The organism is Mesorhizobium sp. CU3, assembly GCF_006442965.1.
Taxonomy (GTDB): domain Bacteria; phylum Pseudomonadota; class Alphaproteobacteria; order Rhizobiales; family Rhizobiaceae; genus Mesorhizobium.
Map to the genome: position 1 here is coordinate 57,441 of NZ_VFWX01000009.1, position 22,764 is coordinate 80,204.

The 22,764-nt window shown below is 61.0% G+C and carries 25 protein-coding genes, 1 tRNA gene and 2 pseudogenes; 10 read left to right on the forward strand and 18 right to left on the reverse strand.

All coding sequences use genetic code 11. The annotated features are described in order from the left end of the window. Positions 1–57 precede the first annotated feature (57 nt). Positions 58–594, reverse strand: coding sequence for a DUF1134 domain-containing protein (locus tag FJ988_RS15340; protein ID WP_246688567.1), 537 nt, complete (start codon positions 592–594; stop codon positions 58–60). A gap of 381 nt (positions 595–975) precedes the next feature. Here FJ988_RS15340 and chpT point away from each other — a divergent pair, with 381 nt between their 5' ends. Next, a complete protein-coding gene (gene chpT, locus FJ988_RS15345; RefSeq protein ID WP_140819103.1) occupies positions 976–1,605 on the forward strand; it encodes a histidine phosphotransferase ChpT in 630 nt (209 codons plus the stop codon). A 233-nt stretch (positions 1,606–1,838) separates the two neighbouring features. Beyond that, entirely contained in the window at positions 1,839–2,207 is a 369-nt protein-coding gene (locus FJ988_RS15350; RefSeq protein WP_140819105.1) for a response regulator, read from the forward strand. A gap of 107 nt (positions 2,208–2,314) precedes the next feature. Here the strand turns inward: FJ988_RS15350 and ctrA are convergent, their stop codons facing one another. Continuing rightward, positions 2,315–3,010, reverse strand: a complete 696-nt coding sequence (gene ctrA, locus FJ988_RS15355; RefSeq protein ID WP_006203583.1) for a response regulator transcription factor CtrA — start codon at positions 3,008–3,010, stop codon at positions 2,315–2,317. Between the two features lie 448 nt (positions 3,011–3,458). Between ctrA and FJ988_RS15360 the strand changes: the two genes are divergently transcribed. Continuing rightward, positions 3,459–3,836 (forward strand): flagellar export protein FliJ, encoded by a 378-nt coding sequence (locus FJ988_RS15360; protein WP_140819107.1) that lies wholly within the window; start codon positions 3,459–3,461, stop codon positions 3,834–3,836. 142 nt (positions 3,837–3,978) lie between these two features. Here the strand turns inward: FJ988_RS15360 and FJ988_RS15365 are convergent, their stop codons facing one another. Further along, the gene (locus FJ988_RS15365) at positions 3,979–4,383 is read right to left on the reverse strand and encodes a helix-turn-helix domain-containing protein (protein ID WP_140819109.1); all 405 of its coding nucleotides are present in this window, start codon (positions 4,381–4,383) and stop codon (positions 3,979–3,981) included. Between the two features lie 89 nt (positions 4,384–4,472). Between FJ988_RS15365 and FJ988_RS15370 the strand changes: the two genes are divergently transcribed. Continuing rightward, on the forward strand, positions 4,473–5,399 hold the full coding sequence (locus FJ988_RS15370; protein WP_140819111.1) for an NADP-dependent oxidoreductase: 927 nt from the start codon (positions 4,473–4,475) through the stop codon (positions 5,397–5,399). Between the two features lie 66 nt (positions 5,400–5,465). Here FJ988_RS15370 and FJ988_RS15375 read toward each other — a convergent pair whose 3' ends face one another. Next, positions 5,466–5,741 carry a DUF1153 domain-containing protein gene (locus tag FJ988_RS15375; protein ID WP_006203587.1) on the reverse strand — a complete coding sequence of 92 codons (276 nt, stop codon included), beginning with the start codon at positions 5,739–5,741 and terminating at the stop codon, positions 5,466–5,468. Positions 5,742–5,993: 252 nt separating this feature from the next. Between FJ988_RS15375 and mnmA the strand changes: the two genes are divergently transcribed. Then, complete coding sequence (gene mnmA / locus FJ988_RS15380) at positions 5,994–7,184, forward strand: tRNA 2-thiouridine(34) synthase MnmA (protein ID WP_140819375.1); 1,191 nt, start codon at positions 5,994–5,996, stop codon at positions 7,182–7,184. A gap of 93 nt (positions 7,185–7,277) precedes the next feature. Here the strand turns inward: mnmA and FJ988_RS15385 are convergent, their stop codons facing one another. Beyond that, positions 7,278–8,243: a Gfo/Idh/MocA family protein gene (locus tag FJ988_RS15385; protein WP_140819113.1), complete on the reverse strand. Its 966-nt coding sequence runs from the start codon at positions 8,241–8,243 to the stop codon at positions 7,278–7,280. Positions 8,244–8,485: 242 nt separating this feature from the next. On the opposite strand from FJ988_RS15385, the gene FJ988_RS15390 reads away from it, so the two are divergent. Together FJ988_RS15390 and FJ988_RS31505 are read left to right on the forward strand one after the other, a co-directional pair. Beyond that, a tRNA-Met gene (locus tag FJ988_RS15390) sits at positions 8,486–8,562 on the forward strand. A 334-nt stretch (positions 8,563–8,896) separates the two neighbouring features. Beyond that, positions 8,897–9,040 (forward strand): hypothetical protein, encoded by a 144-nt coding sequence (locus FJ988_RS31505; RefSeq protein ID WP_348644325.1) that lies wholly within the window; start codon positions 8,897–8,899, stop codon positions 9,038–9,040. Positions 9,041–9,145: 105 nt separating this feature from the next. On the opposite strand, the pseudogene FJ988_RS31510 reads toward FJ988_RS31505, so the two are convergent. The 11 genes and pseudogenes from FJ988_RS31510 to traA all read right to left on the reverse strand — a co-directional run. Then, positions 9,146–10,201 (reverse strand): annotated as a pseudogene (locus FJ988_RS31510) (recombinase family protein); the annotation flags it as partial. Then, positions 10,198–10,422 carry a hypothetical protein gene (locus tag FJ988_RS15400; RefSeq protein ID WP_140819115.1) on the reverse strand — a complete coding sequence of 75 codons (225 nt, stop codon included), beginning with the start codon at positions 10,420–10,422 and terminating at the stop codon, positions 10,198–10,200. The pseudogene FJ988_RS31510 and the gene FJ988_RS15400, both read right to left, overlap by 4 nt. Before the next feature lie 245 nt (positions 10,423–10,667). Beyond that, positions 10,668–11,270, reverse strand: coding sequence for a hypothetical protein (locus FJ988_RS15405; protein ID WP_246688555.1), 603 nt, complete (start codon positions 11,268–11,270; stop codon positions 10,668–10,670). 682 nt (positions 11,271–11,952) lie between these two features. Next, entirely contained in the window at positions 11,953–13,047 is a 1,095-nt protein-coding gene (locus tag FJ988_RS15415) for a HigA family addiction module antitoxin (protein ID WP_140819117.1), read from the reverse strand. 24 nt (positions 13,048–13,071) lie between these two features. After that, positions 13,072–13,377, reverse strand: coding sequence for a hypothetical protein (locus FJ988_RS15420; protein WP_140819119.1), 306 nt, complete (start codon positions 13,375–13,377; stop codon positions 13,072–13,074). A gap of 81 nt (positions 13,378–13,458) precedes the next feature. Beyond that, on the reverse strand, positions 13,459–14,934 hold the full coding sequence (locus tag FJ988_RS15425; protein WP_140819121.1) for a ThiF family adenylyltransferase: 1,476 nt from the start codon (positions 14,932–14,934) through the stop codon (positions 13,459–13,461). Further along, entirely contained in the window at positions 14,931–15,446 is a 516-nt protein-coding gene (locus tag FJ988_RS15430) for a Mov34/MPN/PAD-1 family protein (RefSeq protein WP_140819123.1), read from the reverse strand. The genes FJ988_RS15425 and FJ988_RS15430 overlap by 4 nt, the downstream gene beginning before the upstream one ends. Beyond that, positions 15,443–15,880 (reverse strand): hypothetical protein, encoded by a 438-nt coding sequence (locus tag FJ988_RS15435; protein WP_140819125.1) that lies wholly within the window; start codon positions 15,878–15,880, stop codon positions 15,443–15,445. Before FJ988_RS15435 ends, FJ988_RS15430 begins: the two co-directional genes overlap by 4 nt. Then, positions 15,880–16,158 carry a hypothetical protein gene (locus FJ988_RS15440; protein ID WP_140819127.1) on the reverse strand — a complete coding sequence of 93 codons (279 nt, stop codon included), beginning with the start codon at positions 16,156–16,158 and terminating at the stop codon, positions 15,880–15,882. The genes FJ988_RS15435 and FJ988_RS15440 overlap by 1 nt, the downstream gene beginning before the upstream one ends. A 538-nt stretch (positions 16,159–16,696) precedes the next feature. After that, a complete protein-coding gene (locus tag FJ988_RS15445; protein ID WP_140819129.1) occupies positions 16,697–16,936 on the reverse strand; it encodes an AlpA family transcriptional regulator in 240 nt (79 codons plus the stop codon). A gap of 127 nt (positions 16,937–17,063) precedes the next feature. After that, positions 17,064–20,093: a Ti-type conjugative transfer relaxase TraA gene (traA, locus tag FJ988_RS15450; protein WP_140819131.1), complete on the reverse strand. Its 3,030-nt coding sequence runs from the start codon at positions 20,091–20,093 to the stop codon at positions 17,064–17,066. A gap of 173 nt (positions 20,094–20,266) precedes the next feature. Here traA and FJ988_RS15455 point away from each other — a divergent pair, with 173 nt between their 5' ends. The 3 genes and pseudogenes from FJ988_RS15455 to FJ988_RS31180 form a co-directional block, all read left to right on the forward strand. Next, positions 20,267–20,593: a conjugal transfer protein TraD gene (locus FJ988_RS15455; protein ID WP_140819379.1), complete on the forward strand. Its 327-nt coding sequence runs from the start codon at positions 20,267–20,269 to the stop codon at positions 20,591–20,593. A 1-nt stretch (position 20,594) separates the two neighbouring features. Continuing rightward, on the forward strand, positions 20,595–20,843 hold the full coding sequence (locus FJ988_RS15460) for a conjugal transfer protein TraD (RefSeq protein WP_140819134.1): 249 nt from the start codon (positions 20,595–20,597) through the stop codon (positions 20,841–20,843). Positions 20,844–20,955: 112 nt separating this feature from the next. Continuing rightward, a pseudogene (locus FJ988_RS31180) lies at positions 20,956–21,199 on the forward strand (HipA domain-containing protein); the annotation flags it as partial. Positions 21,200–21,222: 23 nt separating this feature from the next. Here FJ988_RS31180 and FJ988_RS15470 read toward each other — a convergent pair. Further along, complete coding sequence (locus FJ988_RS15470) at positions 21,223–22,326, reverse strand: ComEC/Rec2 family competence protein (RefSeq protein WP_140819136.1); 1,104 nt, start codon at positions 22,324–22,326, stop codon at positions 21,223–21,225. After that, complete coding sequence (gene rpsJ / locus FJ988_RS15475) at positions 22,323–22,616, reverse strand: 30S ribosomal protein S10 (protein WP_140819138.1); 294 nt, start codon at positions 22,614–22,616, stop codon at positions 22,323–22,325. Before rpsJ ends, FJ988_RS15470 begins: the two co-directional genes overlap by 4 nt. Positions 22,617–22,764: the final 148 nt, after the last annotated feature.

Here is a 22,764-nt window from a genome sequence, read left to right on the forward strand (position 1 = left end):
TACATGCCGCGGCGCGATCAGCGTTATCCGAGCGATTATTAGGGAGTGAAACCTCACTCAGAACGGATTCCAGGTCGGGCGTTCGGTCAGCTTGAGATAGCCGAGATTGACGCCGAGCCGGGCGCCGACGCCGGTGCGGATCGGAACCAGCAGCACTCTGTTGGCCTGCAGCACGTTGAAGCCGACGCCGGCAATGACATAAGCGGAGCCGGCAACCCCGCCGAAGCGGTTGTAGAGGCTGCTGATGTCGTCGAGATTATAGACCAGCATCATGACGCGCGAGCCCTCGCCGCCGAAATCCCAGCCGAGCGAGGGTCCCTGCCAGAACACCTTATGGTCGCCGGCGTTCTTGGTGTAGAGCGTGCCCTCGCCATAGGTCAGCCCGCCTATCAGCGCGCCGGAGCCCTCCTCGCCGAGCAGGTAGCCATTGGGCAGGCCGTAGGAGGCGAAGATCTTCTCGACGACCGTAGCAAGGCCGCCGGACGTCTCGCCAAAGAATTTGTGACCGGAATCAACGATTTCCTGAGCGGTATACTGCTGGGCCCGCGACACCGAGGTCGATAGGGCAAAAGCCCCCAGAAGCGCGATGGTCATTGTGAGGACGCGGACAAAAGTCCGGTCGTAGAATCGGGAAAACATGCTTCCAATCTCCGTCAGGGAGCACTTTCGCCGACGCCCCTCGCCCGTGCGGCTCTTTGGCGGCCGTTCTGGGCGAATCACTGGCAAACTATGCCGTAATCCTTTTTCAACCATTAAGCTCTCACGCGAAGATGGCGGTTCGAAGGCTGCGCATGCCGGCAAGACGCCGCTTTCCCCCGCAAACACGGTATTTTCACCGCCGGCAATTTTGGATTTGTTGATGCGCGCACGACCGCTGTGTATTCAGAAAGCCTTGGAAAAGAGCGTGATTCGTGTGGGCAGGGCGCGAATCGGTCGTTCGGCCATGAACATGTGATCTAAGCAGGGATTTCGCTGATGGCCGAGCTCTTCACCCTTTCCGCCCCCGACCTCGCGGCGCTGTTGTGCAGCCGCGTCTGCCACGACATCATTTCGCCCGTCGGCGCGATCAACAACGGCCTCGAATTGCTCGACGAGGGCGGCGCCGACGAAGACGCCATGAAGCTCATTCGCCAGAGCGCCAGGAACGCCTCGGCGCGGCTGCAGTTTGCCCGCATTGCTTTCGGCGCCGCCGGCTCAGCCGGCATGATGATCGACACCGGCGACGCCGAGGCCGTGGCCATCGCCTTCCTGAAGAACGAGAAGCCGGAGCTGGTGTGGAACGGCGCGCGCGCGCTTCTACCCAAGAACAAGGTCAAGCTGCTGCTCAACCTCATCCTCGTCGCCAATGCGGCCATACCGCGCGGCGGCAAGCTGGTGGTCACGCTGGAAAACCTCGAAACCGAGCCGCGCTTTGCGCTCTCGGCCGCCGGCCCGATGCTGCGCGTACCGCCGAAATTCCTCGAACTGCATTCCGGCCACAAGCCGGAGGAGCCGATCGACGCCCATTCGGTGCAGCCCTATTACACGCTGCTCCTGGCGCGCGAGGCCAATATGACCATCTCGATCCACGCCACCGCCGAAGAGATCGTGCTGTCGGCGGCCTAAGGCAACAGCCAAGAAAAAGCGAAGTATCTTTTCTCGCCGATATTTATGGCTGCGTTCCGACGTAGCTATCTGGACGATTGTCGCCATGATGACGGCGCGACCGCAAAAGCGCCTGCCGCGGTTCTTTGCAAAAATTTTACCTAACGGCTTTTCGGCTTCTTTACCAGATTGGCTTACGGTGCCGTGAGCTTACCCGAAGGTGCCGTTCGGCAGAGGGCAAAGAGGATCCGGACATGAAGCGCTGCCTGTTCGTCGACGATTCGAGCGTCATCAGGAAGGTCGCCAAACGCATTCTCGGCGGTTTCGACATGATGGTGGCCGAGGCGGCCAGCGGGCTCGAAGCCGCCGATATCTGCGCCACCGACATGCCCGATGTCATCGTCATCGACGGTGGCCTTGCCGATATGCCGGCGGTGGACCTCATTCGCCGCATCCGCGCCATGGAAGCTCCGGTCAAGCCGCAGATCCTGGTGTCGTTGATCGAGGTCGACGTCGCCGCGATCATGCGCGCCAAGCGCGCCGGCGCTCAAGGCTATCTGCTCAAGCCCTTCAACCGCGCGCAGTTGCTCGAGAGTTTCCGATTCCTGAAACTCGCCGCCTGATTCGCGTTTCCCGGCTTCGCGGAATAAGCGAAAAGCTTAATCCCTGTCTATAAAGACAAAAAACCCGGCCTGAGCCGGGTTTTCGCTTGCTTAATCGTTTGGATCGTTCAGGCGCTGACGCGGATGTCTTCCGGCTCGCGCAGCACATAGCCGCGGCCCCAGACCGTTTCGATGTAGTTCTGGCCGCCGGACGCCGCGTCGAGCTTCTTGCGCAGCTTGCAGATGAAGACGTCGATGATCTTCAGTTCCGGCTCGTCCATGCCGCCGTAAAGGTGGTTGAGGAACATTTCCTTGGTGAGCGTCGTGCCCTTGCGCAGCGAAAGCAGCTCCAGCATCTGGTATTCCTTGCCGGTCAGGTGCACGCGCTGGCCGCCGACCTCGACCGTCTTGGCGTCGAGATTGACCACCAGGTCGCCGGTGGTGATGACCGACTGGGCATGGCCCTTGGAACGGCGCACGATGGCGTGGATGCGCGCCACCAGCTCGTCCTTGTGGAACGGCTTGGTCATGTAGTCGTCGGCGCCGAAGCCGAGGCCGCGCACTTTGTCCTCGATGCCAGCCATGCCGGAGAGGATCAGGATCGGCGTCTTGACCTTGGAAAGCCTCAGCGTGCGCAGAACTTCGTAGCCCGACATGTCCGGGAGATTGAGGTCCAGAAGGATGATGTCGTAATCGTAGAGCTTGCCGAGGTCGACACCTTCTTCACCGAGATCGGTGGTGTAGACGTTGAAGCTTTCCGATTTGAGCATCAATTCGATGCTCTGTGCGGTCGCACTGTCGTCTTCAATCAGCAGAACACGCATTTCATTCCCCTTTTCTGCTGCCGGACCATGTCAACGACCCGTCCGGGACCGGAGCAGTGATTGCCTGAACAGAAGGTGCCACTGACTGGTTAACAAATCCTAATTTCGTGTCGTCCACGATACCAGATTTTTTAACCCCTTTCTACACCCACTTGAATCTAATAATGAATCACAGACCAAAACCGCTAGTGCACCACATTAATAAGCCAGCCTAAGTGACTCTAGGGACTCGCTGGCCCGGGCTTTCACCGAGAGCCGGAATTTTTACCCGGCCTTAAGTCCTCGCCCGTATGATTAACAATGCCCGTAAACGAATGGTTACCGCCGGCAAAAATCTTTAGGGCTTTGTTTCCCATAGCCCTTCGAATGCCGGGGGAAACGGGCGGCGCCTGGGTGTTCCGGGCGGATTGGACGATATGCAAGGTGTGCGTTTGCGGAGTACCGAGTCATGAAGTCACGTGAAAACCTCGTTCGGCTGAAGCAGTTTCAGGTGAATGAGAAGCGGCGCCAGCTCTTGCAGCTCGACATGATGATCGCCGAGTTCGAGCGCATGGCCGTCGAACTGGAGGCGCAGATCGTCGCCGAAGAGAAAAAAGCCGGCATCACCGACATCAACCATTTCGCCTATCCGACCTTCGCCAAGGCGGCGCGCCTGCGCCGCGACAACCTCAGGAATTCACAAAGCGACCTCGCCCAGCAGCGAAGCACCGCCGAATCATTACTCGGCGAAGCTGAAGCGGAGCTGTCCAAGGCTGAGATGCTGGAATCGCGCGACACCAAGATCCGCGACACCGACCTCGGCGGCCGCAGCGCCATGATCGGCTAAGACCGGACACGATCACCCTTCGCCGGCAAGCGGTCGGCGTCGCTTCTCAGTCTTTGTTTCGGATGCATGTCCTAGTCCAGAACCGCCGCATAGTTCTGAGCGACCTGCATTGAATGAATCGGCAAAATCGCCTCCGCCCCGGTCAGGGCAGCATGGCCATTTCGTCCTGCTGGCTTGCCGACGCCCGGGCGCGGGCATCCTTGATGTCGGGCGCATGCTCTTCCGCCCACGACCTGATCTGCGTGAGCAGCCCCGCAAGGTTCTGGCCGAGCTCCGTCAACTCATATTCCACCTTCGGCGGGATGACCGGATAGACCTCGCGCCGCACGAGGCCGTCGCGCTCCAGCACCCGCAAAGTCTGCGTCAGCATCTTTGGCGTGATGCCTTCCAGCTTGCGGGCCAGTTCGCCATTGCGAAGGCGGCCGCGGCGCAGCGCGCAGACCGTCAGATAGACCCATTTGCTGGCCAGCATTTCGAGCACCGTATGCGACGGGCATGTGCGTCGGAATGCATCGTAACCGAAGGAGCCGCTGTCTTCACTATCCATGAGGTACCTATATATCGGAAAGGTGCATACTGGACAAGGGATTATTACTATCCAAATGATAGCGGCAACAACCAAGCAGGAGACATCCAATGCGTGCCGTTACCCAGAATACCGTCGGCGAACCCGACGTCCTCTTCGTCGCCGAGCAGCCCGACCCCTCGCCCAAGGCCGGCGAAGTGCTGGTCCGCGTCAAGGCAGCAGGCATCAACCCGGTCGATGGCGCGGTGCGCGCCGGCTATTTCCCTCTCATCGGCGAGCCGCCTTTCATCCTCGGCTGGGACATTTCAGGCACGGTCGAGGCGCTGGGCAGCGGCGTGACCACGCTCAAGGTCGGCGATCAGGTGTTCGGCATGCCGCGCTTCCCCAAGCAGGCCGCCGCCTATGCCGAACTCGTCGCCACGCCGGCGGATGAGATCGCGGCCAAGCCTGGCGCCATCGACCATGCCCATGCCGCGGCCCTGCCGCTCGCCGGCCTGACCGCCTGGCAGGGCCTCGTGCGCCATGGCCAATTGCAATCGGGACAACGCGTGCTGATCCATGCCGGCGCCGGCGGCGTCGGCCATCTCGCGGTGCAGATCGCCAAGGCGCGCGGCGCCTGGGTCATCGCCACCGCGAGCCCGGACAAGCTCGATTACGTCCGCTCGATCGGCGCTGATGAGGTCGTCGACTACACCAAAGGCGATTTCACCGAACAGGTCCGCAATGTCGACTTGGTGCTGGACGCAATGGGCGGCGACAATGCCGACAAGTCGCTGAAAGTGCTTCGCGACGGCGGCGTGCTGGTGTCGCTGCTCAACGTCCATGACGCGACAAGGACCAAGGCCGGGGAGCGCAACATCCGCGTCGAGCGCATGTCGGTGGTGCCGGATCGCGAGGGTCTGGTGGAAATCGCCAGGCTTATCGATGCCAAGAAGCTCGCCGTCCACGTGGCGAAAGCTTTTCCGCTGGACCAGGCGGGCGCCGCTCACGCCTTCCTCGCCACCCGGCCGATCGGCAAGGTCGTGTTGACGATCTGAATGAAGCACGTGTCAAAAAGCCAAAGGGCGCGGAATCCGCGCCCTTTCTTTGTGACCGGTCGAAACCTAGTGCCGGTATTGCTGGATCCGCGTCGTGCGCAGCCCGGCCAGACCATATTCGTCGATCGATGCCTGCCAGGACAGGAATTCCTCGGTGGTAAGCTTGTAGCGCTGGCAGGCTTCTTCCAGGCTGAGCAGGCCGCCGCGCACCGCAGCGACCACCTCCGCCTTGCGCCGGATGACCCAGCGCCGCGTGTTCGTCGGCGGCAGATCGGCAATTGTAAGCGGGCTGCCGTCGGGCCCGATAACATACTTGACTCTAGGTCTAACCAGATCGGTCATCGTACTCTCTACTAAAAACTCAAAGACCCAATCCCCGCCACAGTAGCGCCACAGCTTTAAAAATTGCCTAAGCGAACCCTAATCACTAGGTAAGGATCGTGAACGCCCGGTTAGGCTTTCGTTTAGAATTTGAAACAACCGCGTACCGGCCCTGATTTTGCCGATAAAATCGTCTTGGGCCGCAAGCTGGCGCACGCGTGGCGCTTGACCTATATTCCGGCCATTGGCATTGAGCGCCGCATAGTGAGCACCATGAACAGCCTCGATCTTCCCGGACGCCCCGAAAACACCCGCGTCGTCGTCGCCATGTCGGGCGGCGTCGATTCGTCGGTGGTCGCCGGCATACTGAAGCGCGAAGGCTATGATGTCGTCGGCGTCACGCTGCAGCTTTACGACCATGGCGCGGCCACCCATCGCGCCGGCTCCTGCTGCGCCGGCCAGGACATCGACGACGCACGCCGCGTTTCCGAGACGCTCGGCATCCCGCACTACGTGCTCGACTATGAGGAGCGCTTCCGCAAGGCGGTCATCGATCCCTTCGCCGAGAGCTATGTCGCCGGCGAAACGCCGATCCCCTGCGTGTCCTGCAACCAGACGGTCAAGTTCGCCGATCTTTTGGCCACCGCGCAGGATCTCGGCGCCGACGCGCTCGCCACCGGCCATTACATCCGCTCGCGCGCTAACGGCGCGCATCGTTCGCTCTACCGTCCGGTCGACGCCGACCGCGACCAGAGCTATTTCCTCTTCGCCACCACCCAGGCGCAGATCGACTATCTGCGTTTCCCGCTCGGCGGCCTGTCGAAGCCCGAAGTGCGGGCGATCGCCGAGGAGATGGGGCTCACCGTCGCCGCCAAGCAGGACAGCCAGGACATCTGCTTCGTGCCGCAGGGAAAGTATTCCGACATCATCGCCAGGCTGAAGCCGGCCGCCGCCAATCCGGGCGATATCGTGCATATCGACGGCCGCGTGCTCGGCCGCCACGAAGGCATCCTGCGCTACACGATCGGCCAGCGCCGCGGCATCGGCATCGCGTCAGGCGAGCCGCTCTATGTCGTCCATCTCGACGCCGACCGCGCTCGCGTCATCGTCGGCCCGCGCGAGGCGCTGGAGACGCACAAGATCTTCTTGCGCAACATGAACTGGCTGGGCGACGCCGCATTGTCCGACATTCCGGCCGGAGGCATCGAGCTCTTCGCAAAAGTCCGCTCGACCCGGCCGCCGCGCCCGGCGGTGCTCAATCACCGCAACGGCGTGACCTCGGTCGAGCTGGCCGACGGCGAGTCGGGCATAGCGCCCGGACAGGCCTGCGTGCTCTATTCCGACGACGGCAACGAAGCGCGCGTCTTCGGCGGCGGCTTCATCGAACGCTCGGAGCGCGGCGCCGAGGCCGAAGCCATGCTCTCCAGGCTTGCCGCAAGGCCGGCGCAAATCCCCGCCGAATAGGATCGAAACTTCTTCGAATAGCCGCCTGCTGCCTTGGAGCGATCCCAGGAAAAGTGTGAGCGGCTTGCCGTTTCCGTGAAACGGTGAAACGCTTTAGGAGGGCGAGCCGGTATGGATCACCGAGCCGGCGGTCAGGATGCGCAGCACCCGGATCGCTTCCTCGCCGTCGGTGCGCGGCTCGGCGCGGGTCTCGATGCACTGCATGAAATGCGCGAGCTCCCGCGTCAGCGGCATGCCCTCGCCGACGGCCACATAGGAAGGCTCGTTGGCGGTAAAGGCCCACTGGCCGCTGTCCTGCCAGACCGCGTGGCGGTAGACGGCAAGCTTGCGCTCCCACGGCTCGACATCGTCGAACACGGCCATCGCCTTGGTGCCGACGACAGTCAGCCGCCGCTCGCGATAGGGGTTGAGCCGCGAGGCGAAGAGATGGCTGCGCAGGCCGTTGGGAAAGCGCATATGCAGATGCGCGAAGTCGCTGAGATTGTCGAGGAGTGCCGCGCCCTCGCCGCGCACCTCGATCGGCTCGGTGCCGGTGATGGCGAGGATCATCGAGAGATCGTGCGGCGCAAGGTCCCACAGCGCGTCGTTTTCGGTGTGGAACTTGCCGAGGCCGAGCCTGTGCGAGTGGATGTAGCGCACCTCGCCCAGCTCGCCATTGTCGATCAGCGCCTTCAGCATCTCGAAGGCCGGATGGAAGCGCAGCACATGGCCGACCATGAAAACGCGGCCATTGTCCTTTGCCGCCTTCACCGCGCGCTCGGCGTCCGTGACGGTCAGCGCGATCGGCTTTTCCACCAGCACGTCCTTGCCGCTTGTCACGGCGCGCACGGCGGTATCGGCGTGGAATTGCGGCGGCAGCGCCATGACGATGGCGTCTATGTCGGCACGCTCGAAGAGCTTGTCCGGCTCGATCGCCAGACAGTCCTGCTCGCTGGCGAAACCTTCGGCGCGAGCCCGATTAACGTCGGAAACGGCAGCGAGCGCGCCAAGCGCCTTGAGGGTGCGGATATGGTTGCTGCCCCAGTATCCGCAACCGAGGACGGCGATGCGCGGCTTCATTCGCTCAAAACTCTAGAAATTCATGGCCGAGACATAGCGACGTGCTCGACCGAACTCAACCCCGGCGGCACGCTCTCGATCATCTGTCCGGCAAAGCTTTTTCCGGGATGAGATTATGCCGCCGCATTCGGCCTTATCCGCGCTTGACAGGCTCGCACTCTGAACCTTATATCCGCGCGACCTTGGCGAACGCCTCGAAATACCCAGCCATTCTGGACGGATTTCGAGCCATTTGCCGCCCTGGCGGGGTAGCTCAGTTGGTTAGAGCACGGGAATCATAATCCTGGGGTCGGGGGTTCAAGTCCCTCTCCCGCTACCACTTCAAACCCACTATCGTGTCCGACGGCCGCATCACAGCGGCCGCCTATTGCCGTGGGCTTTCCAGTATACCGTGCTGTAGGGAACGCTGCTCCGCCAATAAGGGCGGCAAGCTTGCCGTTGACCTCGATCTCGAAGCCTTCGCGTGCAGGTTTTGGGTGCACGGTAACGCTGTGAACAAGCTGCCGAAAATTTCGGATGAGCGGGCCACGATCATCTGGAGCAGTCGCGTGGCCGGCCAACGCGGTTGAAAGATCATCGACGGTTTTGACATACCGCTGCAAGGTAGCCGGGTGGAGAGCCACGGTTGATGGTGGCTCATCGAGACCACCGAATTGCCCCTCGATCAGAGAAAGCTGTGTCTTGAGTTCTGCGATCCGCTGCTTGGCATCCTCTTCAGCAATCACGCCCCTAATCACAAGGTCGATCGTCCGCTGGAGTTCGCCTTTTACCCGATCGCGCTTGCCTTCGAGCGCTGAGCGCATCGAGTTCGCCCGTGCCGCCAATTCTCGGCGCTCCTGATTATATTTGCGGATGTATGCCTCGATCAGGTCCGGCGCTTTGAGCTGCTCGCGCATGCCATCGAGGACTGCCCGCTCGATCTCGGGCAGGTAAATAATGCGCCGGTTGGAGCAGCTCCCGCTTTCACGAACGGCGGAGCACCTGATACGCGTCTTGCCCGTCTTGTCGCGATCGTGAACCGACATGCCCGATCCGCAGATGCCGCAGCGAAGTAGGCCGGATAACAGGTGCGCCGGGCGACGCTTGAAATGAGGGGATGCATTCACCCTCCCGGCTTTGAGTGCCTGTGCGTTCTGCCAAACTTCGTCATCGACAATGCGAAGATGCGGAACCTCTTTCGTCTGCCACTGGTCCTTCGGATTTGGCCTGGAGACGCGCTTGCCAGTATCGGGGTTCTTTACCATTCGGACCTTGTTCCAAATGATCCGACCGACGTAGAGCTCGTTAAAGAGCAGTCCCACCCCGCGTCGGGCATTTCCGTTTATGGTGGAGCCGTTCCAGCGAGTTCCTCGCGGCGGCGCTATCCCGTCGCGGTTGAGATCACCAGCTAGGTCTCGTGGGGTTCGACCGGCAGAGTAGGCGTCAAAAATGCGCCGGACAACTTCTGCCTCCCGTTCGACGACTTCAAGTTCGCCAGGGCGACCCAAGATGGGTCGATAGCCATAGGCCCGGCCTCCAGCGTGACGTCCATCACGGACAACGCCAGCCATGCCCCTCCGCACCTTCTTGGCGCCATCCTCCCTCTGCATTTGACCGACCAGTCCACGAATACCGATGAGGACCGCATCGGCGATACCATCATGAACTGCTTGGATTTCGATACCGAGAAAAGAGAGCCGCTTATGAAGACCCGCGAGATCCGCCATGTCGCGTGAAAGGCGGTCAAGCGCTTCGACGACTACCGCATCAAACGTTTTTTGGCCTGCCGCCTCCAGCAAAGTCAGGAGCCCGTCGCGACCGAACAGCGACGCTCCGGAGCGCGCTTTATCCTCATAGACGGCAACCACATCAAGACCGTTGCGAGTTGCATAAGCGCGGCAAAGGGCAATTTGGTCTTCAGTGGACTTTTCGTTTTGAAGCTCGGTCGAAAAACGAGCATAGATAGCGGCTCGCGTCATATCTTGGGAGCCTTCTGGGCGTGATCCGAATCAATCGCGGAAGTGCGGTCAATCGATGAGCCGATAGCAAGGAGATGATCGCGCCTGGCATCCGCGATGGCAAGCGCTTCGACGAACTCAAGCATGGCTTTGCGAAGCTCTTCCGGCGCTACCGCAGCGACGGCTTCGGTGAGGGAAGAACCTTCGCCTGTGTCTGGTGCCGGCTTCACGAGGGCCAGCATCGCGATGACCCGCGACGAGGAAAGAGACGCGTACCATCAATCGTGCAATTGGCAAGCCGCAGCGTAGAAATCGGACAGGGGTCAACTTAACGAGGCTATATGGCGACGTGATTTCGCCCGTGCGTATCTCACGAAGCTCGCCGCGGGCCGTCGCCGAACTTTCCAACCTGTTCCGATTCGCATCATGCCCTACGACAGAGGTGCTGCGTGGCTGCGAGCCCGCGCCTACGGCGGCTGCTAGAAGGTCACAAGACAGGCGCATTCTGCTGGGAATCCTCCGAAAGCGCCGCCACGAGTTCGATGGCTTTGTTCCAATATCTCTCCACGTCAGCACGGGTAGCGGTGCGGTCCGGTCGATAGGCTGGCAGATCGCCCGCCAGTGCCTTGAGGTCGCGCAATACGGACGCAATGTGCGGCCATGGGAAATCCGTCGGATCGCCGATGTCCCGGTCGGCGCCAACAATCATGTCCAGCTTCGCGATGATCCCAGCGAGCGACAGAGAAGCAACACTGGGGATAGCATCTTGAAACTTGAGTGCCTCGGTCATGGCAAACACCTCTGCCTCGCGAGCCACTGCATATTCGGCGCTCGCCTCCGACGCGGTCACCGACGCCCGCCAAGACGCGGATTCGCCTGAGGTCAATACCGGAATTCCGGTATTGGCCATCATTCGTGCCTCCAAACGCTGCTGCACCCGACACAATAGCAACGAGGTATATCGAGCTTTTTGCCACTCGCTCCAGAGGCCTGAAGCCGGGTCAATTGCTTGCCGTTCGGGAACGTTCTGCTTATCCCCTTGCCGACCGATGACGAAAGGCAAAGTCGTGGTATTGTCGGAATCAGCCATGATCCGAGCTCCAGACAGCTTTGGCGTGGTCAGGCTAGGCATGGTGCGTCAACACTGCGTCTAGCCGCACCCCCGACAACAGGCCAAGGGTATCCACTGATACCTTTGGATCATAGCGCAATGATCTAAAGGGATCAAACAGAAATTGGTGACAGCAGCACAAATGCGCGCAGCCCGAGCCTTGATCGGCCTATCACAATCGGAGCTTGCCAAGCGCGCTAGCGTTTCTATTCCCACTGTAAAACGCTGTGAGAGCGACAGCGAGCGCGCCGCAGCGGTATCTGCTGAAACCCAGGACAAAATCCGTGCCGTTCTTGAGGCAGAGGGTGTGGAATTCACGAACGGCAATCATCCCGGTGTCAGATTGCGGCGACCCTGACCGACGACAAATCGAAGAGCGTTTAGTGAGCTTGACATTTTCGGCCAATGTGGCGGTTCCCGGACGCATCACCGACGCGTTCGGAATGGAGCCGGAAGCACTCATTCGTAAATCGAAGAGCGGTCAATTAGATTAGGAGCGCGAGCGCGTCTCAAACCGCGCCGCTCTGAGCGAGCGGCGGCTTTGCGCCTCATCTCGATCGTTGTACCTAACATTGCCGCCGACCTGAAGCGGACATAAGAGTAGCTGGCGGAAATGGAACGTCTGCGCTAAGAGGCATAGGTCGTTTTGCGCCAACTGAACCTACTTCGCCCACTCGTAACGTTGCTTCAAGTGGTTCATCTGAGAGAAGCTCAAGACCTTGCGGTATTGAAGTTGTCCGACAACGATCCCTGGATCGATGCCTTGACGAGCAGCAAACTCCACTACTTCGTCCTCGTCGTAGGTGAACCTTGTTATAAATCGCGTTAGCGCTAGAGCGGGAACGAGGAACTCAGATGCCCAGTCGTCTGCCTCCGCTTCCAGCTCCGCGGCAACATTCGAAAGTCCCTTCCCGTCAAGAAAAATCGACTTCCGACTATGGAGAAGCAAATGAGCGCACTCATGAAAGAACGTGAACCAGAAATGGTCGTTCGAGAGATGGCGCGCCGTCTGCTGGATTAACGCTCGGCGGGGGGACAACCAACGGGAGACGCCGCTCAAGGCTACCTTTGACAACGAGCGCTCAAGAACGAATACGACGCCGGCCGATGCACAGAGTCGCTTCACTTTCGGAAGAAAGACTTCGATTGATTCGGTTGTGAGTCCTCGGATCTCCTTGAGGGCTGCTAGAAAGGCAGTCCTGTCAAAGTCCGCCGCTTCAATCTGTTCGGCTCTCAGGTCACCGATACGAAGCCACGCCAGCAGCGATGCCTCTGCGCTTTCGAAGGAAGGGGAGTGCCGGTAGGCGACGGCGCTAAGTTCGTCGAAGCGTTCCTGGCACGCCTCCACGCTTCCGCAACCGAAGAACCGCAGCAGCTCACGCACCTGAGCAGCAGATTGTTTCTCCAGCGAAAGCAGACCTCGCTTCGAGAGTTCGGCCAGTGGGAACTGCTTGGCCCAGTTGATGTGCTTTGCCAGACTTACTTCTTCCTTCGATCGAGCGAGGAATAGGCGATAGTTGGCCTCCATCCCCAACCAGATCGCGGCCGATGTTTCCAGCACACGTTCGAGTTGAAGTGCTGTTTCGGGTTCGATCGGAGCCTTCCCCGAGATGATCTCCGCGATGAGTTTCGGCGAACGGCCACAACGACGGGCAAGTTCTCGAGCCGAAATATCGAGGCCGCTCAGTTGCTCTTCAATCAGTGACCCTGGCGGGGCAGCGTAGTTGGGCTGGTAGCCATACCTGATGTCAGACATGGCGACGCAACGAAGACGGGTGCTTCAAGGTTCAACTCCCAGGATGGTGATGCCAGTGACATCCGCTGCTTCGAGCTTTCGCCGGACTGTTGGAGTAGCTGGCTCAAAACGGAGACGATGGTTGTTGCGCAGGTCGACGGTGAAAGATCGTCCGTCCACCTTGAGGCCAATGGGAGGCTTTCGGGGGACATGCGACAGCGCAGGGGCGCCGGCCAGCACCGCCATTCGCACCGCAATCGACTGAGCAACCTCCTTCCCGTACCGCTCGCGGAGGCGATCGATGCTGTTGAAGACGATGCACAATCGGGCATCAGAGAATGAGATCTCCACAGTTGCGCCGCCCAAACCGCGCCGAATCGTTTCCTTTCAGGAAACACCAGCGAGCGGCAAACCACAAGTCTGCCGCCGGGGTTAATACCACCTTCCTGCCCTGACCCGCTCAATGAGGTGGGCGCGCGTGCTGCATTGGCAGTCGTCGTGACGGTCCTCAGGGTAATGGGCGCCCTGTTGCGGCCCCCAGAGAACACTGAAGAAGAAGCGCGGCTCGACCCCGACATTGCCGGTCATGAGGTAACGAACCAGTTCGGTGACCATCATGCTGGCGCTCATGGTCGCGACGAAAGGCACCGATGGCCGAAAGCCCGCCGCTACATCGCCACCAGCAAACTGCCGGGCTGCCTCGAACACCGAGCAAATCGGCTTGCCGATCTGGCCGATCAGCCAATTCCGCTTTTCGGGCTCGGCGTCTGCGACATCCTGTCGAGACAGGGCCCGGCTAGCCTGCCGAAGTGCCGCGACCGAGAGGCCGGTGAGCCTACGTTGCACATTCTCGGCCGGCTCCCCATGCTCCAATTCGAAGATGCAACGAAGACAGGCAATCTCACCGCTCCACGGATGAGCGCTGACTTGGCACTCGAGCCTGGGCCCAATGGCGCCGTCGATCACGAGGTCCGGCCACAAATCCTGGACTGCGTACCGGGCATCGACATTGTCAAACCCGCTGAGAACGACCTTTGGCGCCCGCCACTTCGCGTCCGCCTCGGCGTCTTCGATCCTCCCGACAACCGGCTCCACCCCCGGACCCCAGATCGTCGCCAGGTAGCTGGCCTTCGCTTCGCTGGCCGCCGAAGCGGTCGGCGTCAGCCGCAGGCAGGTGCCCCAGTTCTCATCTCCGTACGTTTGGACGTCCAGGACCCGTCGCCTTCCCTTCAACGGCAACTGCGAGAGTAGATGAACGACACCGTTGCCAATTGCGCCGGCGCCGGCGACGAGAAGGTCCGTCTCCATCTCGGTCGGCAGATGAGGCCCGGGATCATTGCTCAAACCGTAATCCCAAAGCGAGAAGCTGATACCATCGAGGAGCTGCCCGTGTTCGGGCTTCAGGCGCAGCAGCCGCTTGAAGACCTCGCCCGCTCCAAGCGAGGCCGCAGCGAGCGCCCCGACTGGATTCCACTGGTGGCAAAGCTGCGAGACGCCGATTGAGCCCGAACTAACTCGAGCGAGCCAGCCGTTGCTTGTGATGACCGTCAACGGCAACGCTGCTGACGCGTTGCCCCCGGCCGACAGGATTGCCGCATAACCCTCTTCGGCCACAGGCATGGCTGCGAATGCCGGCGCGCGCCCCCACGCCTGGTCCCGCGCGACCTGGGCCAGACCCTCCGCGAGCTCATCGAAACCGGCGGGGATGGCCACCGTCAGGTCTGTAGTCATGCGCATCAGAAGCAGCATGGCAGACCGCATCATCTCGGCACCGTTGCGAGAGGCAAGAACTTTAGGTGCACCGGTCAGGAGAACGCGCTGATCGGTAAACCTGTCGGCCGGCGCCGCAATCCCCGAAAAACCGCGGACAGTGGCATTGATCCGGCTGCGGTGAAGGTCACCAATCATGACATGTCTCCCACCTGCTCGACGGAAACGTCTCCAGTTGCGGCGATCACACGACACGTCCGTTCAATGGCGCCGAGGCGGCGCCAGGCGCCGCGGTCGAAAATATGCACGCCGCACTCCGCAAGCGCGGTGTTCGGGCGACGAGCAAAATCAGGAGCAACCACCGAAAGGAAGCCATGCACGCGAATTCCGTAGCGCTTGTCCGCCTCCGACAAGTCGACCCAGGTGCTGGGGTGCGAGTGAATTTGCCCGACCAGATACACGCCTGCGCGGATGGCAAGCATCGTGACTTCGTTCAGCAGCTCAGGAGATATGGATAGGCGATCAGGGCATCTGGTGATGCCGGCCCCGCGCAACGCCACGACATGCGTGACAGTCACGATGCCGGCAAACCGGCGGCCCAACCAAAGCGCAACTCCCTCGCAACCACGTGCCCCGTCCCGCGCCATCTCGCTGATTGACGCGGTCATGGCGGCCTTGGGTAGTCGCCAAATAATAGGTGCCGTCATCATAGGCGATGCCTCCCGGTGAAGTTGACATCAAGTTCCTGTTTCAGGAGCCGCACGATCATCAGCAGCGCGTTACCCCGAATCTTCAAGCGGATCGCGCTGTCGGTGCGCCATTCCGGGTGCGTGTCGTATCCCTCGCTGCACCAATTCGCGCAGATGTCGTTGGGCGGGCGAAATCCTGGACCGGTCGGCCATGCGGTCTGCACGCCCAATCGGCCGGTCTCGGGCTCCACAAACCGCACCGAAGGCGGAAGGTCGCCAGGATAGGTCAGCCAGAACAGTCGCGCCGTGAATGTCTCGGTCGAATGACCCTCCGGCGAAAGGGTGACCCAGACTTCCAGGTCACCCTTCCTCAAAAGGCTCCACCGGTTCGAGTCTGCCGCCTTGACGGCTTCCTCGAAGTCTTCGTCAAGCGCCAGTTTGGCGAGCTCGGACATTAGCCCTGGACGATCTGCTGGCTGAGCTGCAGCGACAGGGCGCCGGCGTTGCCGGCGATGGCGCCGAGCGTGACCGACATGTCCGTCAGGCGGTCCTTACCTTTGAACAACGGGTAAGTAACCTGGTTTCCGTTCTCCTCGCCTTCCTTAAGCCCGAATGCAGAGAGCACGCGGTTCCAGAGCGACAAGAGCGTCTCCGTTGCGCTGGCATCGTGGTCGTGGAACGGCCGCCCAGCAGCCGGATAGACGACCGTAACGTTCAACGTGGTCTTGGCCATCAGAACCTCCTGGGTTGGCCTGTTGAGTCGCGTTAGCGACAAGCCCCGATAGCACAGGCCATCGGCCAAGCGCAATATGTGTTACGTATTGAGAAACATTTTTAGAATTCACGAATGTGACGATCGCCGCCCAATGGGTGACATATTCTCTTTGATTGGAGCCAAGTAGTGGAGTTCGAAGCCGAAACCCTTCGGTGGCCTGCACCACGTCGGAGGTCGCTCGCCAGATCTTCAGCGAGTATTAGCTGTGTTCGGACAACCACGGTCGCTACGAGCCAGCTCGGGTCTCCCTCGAGAACGCCGCATATTCATCTTGTCGATCAGCCGCTGACGCAGCGGACTGATTGTGCATCGAGAACAGAATAGGTCATGGTCGGGCTCGTTGATGAAGAAGCCCGTGATGCTCTGCCGCTGCCGAACCCGCTCAACGCGGGCGCAACGACCGGTTCTTGATCCCTACCTCAACCGCTCCCGCCCTCACGAGCAGCGGGTTCGTCGGCCACCGGATTTGACAAAGGTGAACCTATGCTGATGGCAGCTATGTACCCGCCGATCGATTGCCATTAGTCGCTATTGTTCTGTCCGACCTGGCGCACCACAAAACTGGGTCAGCGATCCACCGATTGACATCGGATTCCCTCCATCCCGCCCCGTTGACGCTGATCTTGATCTGAGCTGGGAACGTGCCTTCGGCGATTTTGCGGTACATCGTCGAGCGGGACAGACCGGTCCGCGCTAGGACGGTCCTAAGGCGAATGATACGATCCGGTTCAGGCATGGCTGCCTCGCCTTTCGCTGAGTACATTTGGCATCTGCTGGAACCAGACAGGACAACCCAAGCTGGCGTGCAATCGGATTCGGCATCTCCTCGACCTGGGGCGTTGGAACGGCGGCAAATCGGTGGGTTAGATGTCCATGCCACGCCCGATGCCAATGCCGTGGCTGAATGCGAGTTCCACACCCAGGCGCCGGCCGGATTCGACCTGGATGCCAAGCGCCTTCTTATGATTGGCAAGCAGCGATTCCAGTTGCGGATCGCGCTCGAGACTCTTGGCCATGTCGGACATGACCGAGCGCGTTGACCTGTAACCGGACATATCGCCGGCCTCGTATTGGCGCTGGCTTGTCCTTTTCAGCTTTTGCCAGTCTTCCACGAAACGGTCGGCGCGGCGGCCTGGATCGGTGCGGATTTCTGTTTCAAGCTGGAGCGCGCCCACGATGCGGTTGACGCGACCGGCTCCGGCTTCGCGCGCCAGCTCGGGGTTCTTGACATAGGCCGCTTCGGCATCGCGCCAGCCATAGGGCCGAACCTCCTCGAAAGCGTTGCGCGCATCTCTCAATTCGCGCATCTGTTCGGGGCTGCCCTGCCCTTCCGCGTTTCCAGTGCTGAGAATCGAGTTGAGCGCGCGCGCGTGCCGCACAAGCGCCTTCGTGCGAGCGCTGCGCAACGCCGCTTCCGGATCCACCGGCGCATCCCCCTCGCGCTGCGCTCCCTTGGCGGAAGCTTCTCTCTCAGGCGCGGCATCGCCGTTTTGCGCCAAACCGTCTTCCCTTCCCGGCTGATACCCACGGTCTTGTCCGGGCTCGGCGTCTGCGGGCGAGCGCAACCCGTCGAGCAGCCCGCTGATCCTGTCGCGGAGCTTCTCAGGAACGATCCGGCGCACGATCTCGACCACACGCTCGCGGAAGGTGATGCCGCGCCGCTCGGCATAGCTTTGAGCTGGATCGGCTTGCTCGTAGTCCGACGCCATGTCTTTCGCGCGGTCGCGCGACAGCGTGCGGACAAGCCGGTCTCGTGTCACGAAGTCGTCGCTGCCGTAATGCAGTTCCATTCCGTCGCGATGCCGCGACAGGGCAACGTAGCTGCCATGGGCATCCATGCCCGGTGTTGCCAGCACATGGGTCCGGTCGACGGTCATGCCCTGAGCCTTGTGGATGGTCGCGGCATAGCCGTGGTCGATGTGGGCATAGTCTTTCAGATCGAAGCGCACCGACCTGCCGTCGTCGGTTCGAACCGTCATGCTCTGTGTGCTGACCTCTTCGATCACACCGAGCGTGCCGTTCTTGACGCCGAGCGACCGCTCGTTGCGCAGGAACATGACCCGGTCGCCGCTTGCGAAGGTCCTTGCACCGCGTTCCACATCCACGTGAACCTCGTCGCCGAGATCTCCAGCAGCGCTCATACGCTCGCGCGCTGCCCTGTTGAGCGCGCGCACTTCGTCGTTCGTGTGGGTGAGAATGATCCGGCTTGCCTCTGGCTCTGCCTGCCTGTCTCGATCCCAGCGTTCGACCAGATCACTGCGCGCCTCATCGCGCGAGGCAGCCTGGTGCACCATGCCTTTCGCGTCATAGGCGCCGATCGCAGCGCCGATCCTGCCGGTTGCAAGATCGCGCGTGGCCTCACGTTGCCAGTCCTCGCGCTGCCGGCGCACCTGGCCGATTTCGACACCGCCATGGCGTGCATGGATCGAACGGAATGCAGCGCCCGCTTCGATCGCCTGCAACTGTTGCGGATCGCCGATCAGCACGACCTTCGCGCCGACGTCCGCCGCATGGGAGAGCACGCGCTCCAACTGGCGCGTGCCGACCATGCCTGCTTCATCGATCACCAGGACATCCCGCGTGGTGAGCAGGTCACGGCCCTGTCCCCAGCTATGCTCCATACTGGCGATGGTGCGCGAAGCAATTCCTGATCCGCCTTCGAGATTCTCGACCGCGATGCCTGAGAGTGCCGCGCCTCGAACCTCGTAGCCCGCAGCTCCCCATGCCTGGCGCGCAACGCCCAGCATGGCGCTCTTGCCTGTTCCGGCAAAACCGACAACGACAGCAAGACCCTGGCCGTCAGTGATGTGATCCAGTGCGTCCCTCTGCTCCTCTGAGAGGACAAACCCGCGCAGTGTTGCACGCGCCAGCGCAGCATCCCGATCCTGTTCACTAACTGCATGACGCTCTTGTCCAACCATGCGTTCCGCCGCGCGATGCAGGCGCTGTTCGGCCGCGATCATCTGCCGGGTGGTGAAGCGATCTTCGCCGCGTCCGTCCTTGCCGAGCTCGACTAGATCGGGCGCGTTGCCGATCACGCCCACCACCTGGTTGAACTGCTCAATTCCGTCGCTGTGCCGATGCGCGAACTTCGCAATGTCGCGGCGTGTAAAAGTCGATTGCTGATGCGTGATGGCATCCAGCGCCACGGATGGATCCGCAATGATGCGCGCGCCATTGTTGCGAGCGATCTCGCGATGCAGTTCGGCGCGATCTGCTTCAAGACCGGCAGCGTCAAGGCTACTACCCTCAATGCGTTGGGCCGGCGCACCAATCTGGGTCTGCGGCTCTAGTGCAATGCCCTGGGTCTCCAGACTGCGATGATCGATGCGGGCGTCGATGTCGAGTTCGGCCAGGCGTTCGTTGGCAAGCTCGGCCCATCGTTCACGCCAGCGCTCGACCATCTGGGTAGCGTTCCACTCCCGAACCTTCGCCCCGAAACCATTCTCATCTACTGAGCGCATGGTGAGCATGACATGGGCATGCGGTTTGGGGCTGCCATCCTCTGCCCTGTCCCAATGCACATTCAGATCGGCGACCATGCCTCGGCTTACAAACTCGCGCTGAACGAAGTCGCGCGCCAGGCCGATGCCTTGCGCCTGGCTGAGTTCACGCGGCAGAGCAAACTCCACCTCGCGGGCAAGCTGCGCATCCTTCCTCACCTCGAAGGCCTCGACGTCGTTCCACAGCCGTTCGCGGTCGCTCCAGGCATCCGGCGCATTCTCCGGCAGCACGACCTCGGAATGGACAACACCGCGCTTGGCTGAGAAGTCGTGGCTTCGATCAATGCGCTCATCGCGCAGCCGCGATGCCGAGCGGTAGGCGGCCGCCGCCACAACGCTCGAGCCTGCCTTGCGGCCAATGACCTTGACGTGAAGATGATAGATCGCCATCGCGACCAGATCATTTGCACGTCAAAGCGCACGTCGGCACGACGTATAAGCGCGCCCTCCCTCGAAAAAATCTCGGGATGGACCAGCCCGTCCCTGGCTGTCCCGGCAACCCTGAAGCCTTCCGGCAGGCGCTTCCCTATCATCGGCGCATCGACAATCAATGGAGACAGCACATGCGTAAGCAACGGGACTTCGACGCCGAACTGAAGGCGTTGGAAGACAAGGCGCGAGAGCTTAAGACGCGAAAGGTACAGCAACTCGGTGACCTGGTGATCGCCACCGGCGCCGACCAACTCAGCGCCGACGAACTGGCTGGCGCGCTGGTCGCAATCGCCGAAACAAAAGACACGGCAAAGCGTGAGGCATGGGCTAAGCGTGGGGTGACGTTTTTCGAGAGCGGGTCCCGGCGAACTGCTCCGGCATCTGGGAGCAACCGGCGTAGCCCTCCAGCGCAACCGGGCGGTACACAATCGCCGCCAATCGGCTCTGGCTCGCAATGACATGCGCACCTGGCAGGTCGAGCGCCGCAAGCGCACCCGGCACCTGATCGAACTCGGCGGGCTCGTCGTCAAGGCAGGCCTCGTCGAGCTCAGCAATGACGATCGCGCTACCGTCTACGGCGCGCTGCTTTGGATCTCCGCTAAGCTGCAGAGCGATGAAGGCGAGCATGCGCGCAACCTATGGAATGCGAAGGGGAAACTGGCGTTCGATGCTGAACGGTTCGAAGAGCGGACGGAACGTCGAACGTAGCCCAGTTGGCGCGACCAGGGGCCGGCACGAAGCCGGGACAGCATACTTCCGCCGGTGCTTCGGTACTCGCCGGTCGAAAGCCTCTTTATTTGCGACTGGATTTGAAGTCGCGCTTAGCGAGCGGGCTGGCATCGTAACTCCTCGCCATGAGTTGCTCCCCGTAGCAGATAAGAAGGTCATGCTTTCGAGACGGCTCGATCGCGACGAGGCGGCCCGCATTCCCTTCCTGTCTGCGATGGCGATGGTAGGCGCGACGGGCGGCGATCGCGGAAGCTACCCTGAAATTGTAGATGCCTTTTGCCAGAGATGGCACACAAGGCAAAACGCACGCAGCCGCCCTCCCCCACGAGATTGTGACGCTGCGATAACACCGAGGGCCTCAAGCGCCAGTCGGCGCCTCCGGTTCGCCAATAGCTATGGTGATCCAGTCCTCGCTGTCGTCGCAATATCGTGTAGAGTAATCGTGCCAGTTCTTCTGCTGCTCGTCATTCCAGACCAACGCTTCCTTGTGACAGGAGTTGAAGACCAAACGCGCGTGCGCTCCTGGCTTCCGGTGCATGAGGACGCGGGCGATTGACTCGCCATTCGGAAACCTGTGCTTGTCGCCGCCCTCAGTCGAGATGATCCATGTATGGGCCGACACGCGCTTTGCCAGATCGGAGCTCATATTCTTTTTTGAGCCGTGATGCGGCAGTGTGGCGGCGCTAACCTGAAGTTCGCCTCCAAATTCCTCGTCAATCGCTGTTACGAGCGTCTCTGCATGGGAGTCTGCGCAGACGAGAACGCGCGCTGCGCCATGCTCGAGAAGAAATGCGATGCTCGAACCGTTTGGAATGGTGCGATCGGCGTGATATTGCGCCCCTGCAAGTGCCTGAATATTGAGCGCCGCATCGGTGCCCATCGCGACGGCGCCGTTGGTTGAACGATCGCCGTTGTCCTCGCGCGGTTCCGCCCAGATCGCTGCCAGTGCGCGGAGCGCATCCACCGATGGTCCCAGCACGCGGATGGTCACATCATGATCTTCGCTGACCTTCAATGCGCTGCGGTCGCCGCGTCGATAAATCGCCGTGCCGTTTGTGATGCTGTTCCAGGGCCAGTTGTTGTCTCGTATGGTCGTAGAGAAGGCGTCGCCTTGCGTGACAGAGAGCGGAAGGCTTGCCAGACTTCCAACAATCTGTTGAGCGCCGTTGAACCAGACGGCACGAACCAAGTCTTTCAGCTTGCTGTCTCGAGCGATTGAAATTGCGCCTGATATGTGGTCCGCGTCGATATGCGTGACGACAAACAGGTCGATGTGCCGATCTTGTTGCGGCAGGCTGTCGATGAACGTCAGAAGGATCTTGGCGCTTGACGGGCGACCGCCATCGATCAACACGTTGAAGGAGGCTTTGCCGCCTAAACATCTGATGAAGATGCAGTCGCCATCCAATACCTTGAAAACTGTTATAGAGGTCCGGCTTGTCGACACCTGCGCATCGCTCATAATTTCACTTTGAGGTCGACCATGGGATGGATATCGAACAGCATGAGCGCGTCGATCGTTGCCGGCGTTAGTTCATGAATGTACATTATCCGCTTATGCGTTCGCATCTCGAACTGCTCGCGGCTCTTCTTGTCGACGTGAGGCGACCTATTGACCGTGAATCTCTCGATGCGGGTCGGTAGAGGTATACGTCCACCAGGGCGCGCGCCGGTCCGTATGGATAGCGCGGCGATCTCGCTCAGCACTTGGTCCATCGGCCGGTGATCGTAGCATTTCACCCTGATGCGCATGCTGTTCGGTTGCGTGTCGGTCGGCCTATTGCGTTGCCTGTGAGCCGAGGACTTGCCTGAGCTTGAGTATCCGGCTTCTTCGAGGGGTTTGACAAACGCCTTCCGTGGCGTATTCGCGGCCTGTCGATCGTCACCAGATACCAGGCCG

Excerpts from the sequence above, each read along its gene's own strand:
- FJ988_RS15415 (WP_140819117.1), bottom strand. The coding sequence starts at position 13,047 with ATGTCTGACATCAGGTATGGCTACCAGCCCAACTACGCTGCCCCGCCA.
- FJ988_RS15470 (WP_140819136.1), bottom strand. The coding sequence starts at position 22,326 with ATGAGCGATGCGCAGGTGTCGACAAGCCGGACCTCTATAACAGTTTTC.
- ctrA (WP_006203583.1), bottom strand. The coding sequence starts at position 3,010 with ATGCGTGTTCTGCTGATTGAAGACGACAGTGCGACCGCACAGAGCATC.
- FJ988_RS15365 (WP_140819109.1), bottom strand. The coding sequence starts at position 4,383 with ATGGATAGTGAAGACAGCGGCTCCTTCGGTTACGATGCATTCCGACGC.
- FJ988_RS15375 (WP_006203587.1), bottom strand. The coding sequence starts at position 5,741 with ATGACCGATCTGGTTAGACCTAGAGTCAAGTATGTTATCGGGCCCGAC.
- chpT (WP_140819103.1), top strand. The coding sequence starts at position 976 with ATGGCCGAGCTCTTCACCCTTTCCGCCCCCGACCTCGCGGCGCTGTTG.
- mnmA (WP_140819375.1), top strand. The coding sequence starts at position 5,994 with ATGAACAGCCTCGATCTTCCCGGACGCCCCGAAAACACCCGCGTCGTC.
- FJ988_RS15445 (WP_140819129.1), bottom strand. The coding sequence starts at position 16,936 with ATGCCTGAACCGGATCGTATCATTCGCCTTAGGACCGTCCTAGCGCGG.
- FJ988_RS15400 (WP_140819115.1), bottom strand. The coding sequence starts at position 10,422 with ATGCTGGCCCTCGTGAAGCCGGCACCAGACACAGGCGAAGGTTCTTCC.
- FJ988_RS15430 (WP_140819123.1), bottom strand. The coding sequence starts at position 15,446 with ATGATGACGGCACCTATTATTTGGCGACTACCCAAGGCCGCCATGACC.
- FJ988_RS15460 (WP_140819134.1), top strand. The coding sequence starts at position 20,595 with ATGCGCACCTGGCAGGTCGAGCGCCGCAAGCGCACCCGGCACCTGATC.
- FJ988_RS15340 (WP_246688567.1), bottom strand. The coding sequence starts at position 594 with ATGACCATCGCGCTTCTGGGGGCTTTTGCCCTATCGACCTCGGTGTCG.
- traA (WP_140819131.1), bottom strand. The coding sequence starts at position 20,093 with ATGGCGATCTATCATCTTCACGTCAAGGTCATTGGCCGCAAGGCAGGC.
- FJ988_RS15435 (WP_140819125.1), bottom strand. The coding sequence starts at position 15,880 with ATGTCCGAGCTCGCCAAACTGGCGCTTGACGAAGACTTCGAGGAAGCC.
- FJ988_RS15455 (WP_140819379.1), top strand. The coding sequence starts at position 20,267 with ATGCGTAAGCAACGGGACTTCGACGCCGAACTGAAGGCGTTGGAAGAC.
- FJ988_RS15385 (WP_140819113.1), bottom strand. The coding sequence starts at position 8,243 with ATGAAGCCGCGCATCGCCGTCCTCGGTTGCGGATACTGGGGCAGCAAC.
- FJ988_RS15405 (WP_246688555.1), bottom strand. The coding sequence starts at position 11,270 with ATGGCTGATTCCGACAATACCACGACTTTGCCTTTCGTCATCGGTCGG.
- FJ988_RS15440 (WP_140819127.1), bottom strand. The coding sequence starts at position 16,158 with ATGGCCAAGACCACGTTGAACGTTACGGTCGTCTATCCGGCTGCTGGG.
- rpsJ (WP_140819138.1), bottom strand. The coding sequence starts at position 22,616 with ATGCGCATCAGGGTGAAATGCTACGATCACCGGCCGATGGACCAAGTG.
- FJ988_RS15350 (WP_140819105.1), top strand. The coding sequence starts at position 1,839 with ATGAAGCGCTGCCTGTTCGTCGACGATTCGAGCGTCATCAGGAAGGTC.
- FJ988_RS15360 (WP_140819107.1), top strand. The coding sequence starts at position 3,459 with ATGAAGTCACGTGAAAACCTCGTTCGGCTGAAGCAGTTTCAGGTGAAT.
- FJ988_RS15370 (WP_140819111.1), top strand. The coding sequence starts at position 4,473 with ATGCGTGCCGTTACCCAGAATACCGTCGGCGAACCCGACGTCCTCTTC.
- FJ988_RS15425 (WP_140819121.1), bottom strand. The coding sequence starts at position 14,934 with ATGATTGGTGACCTTCACCGCAGCCGGATCAATGCCACTGTCCGCGGT.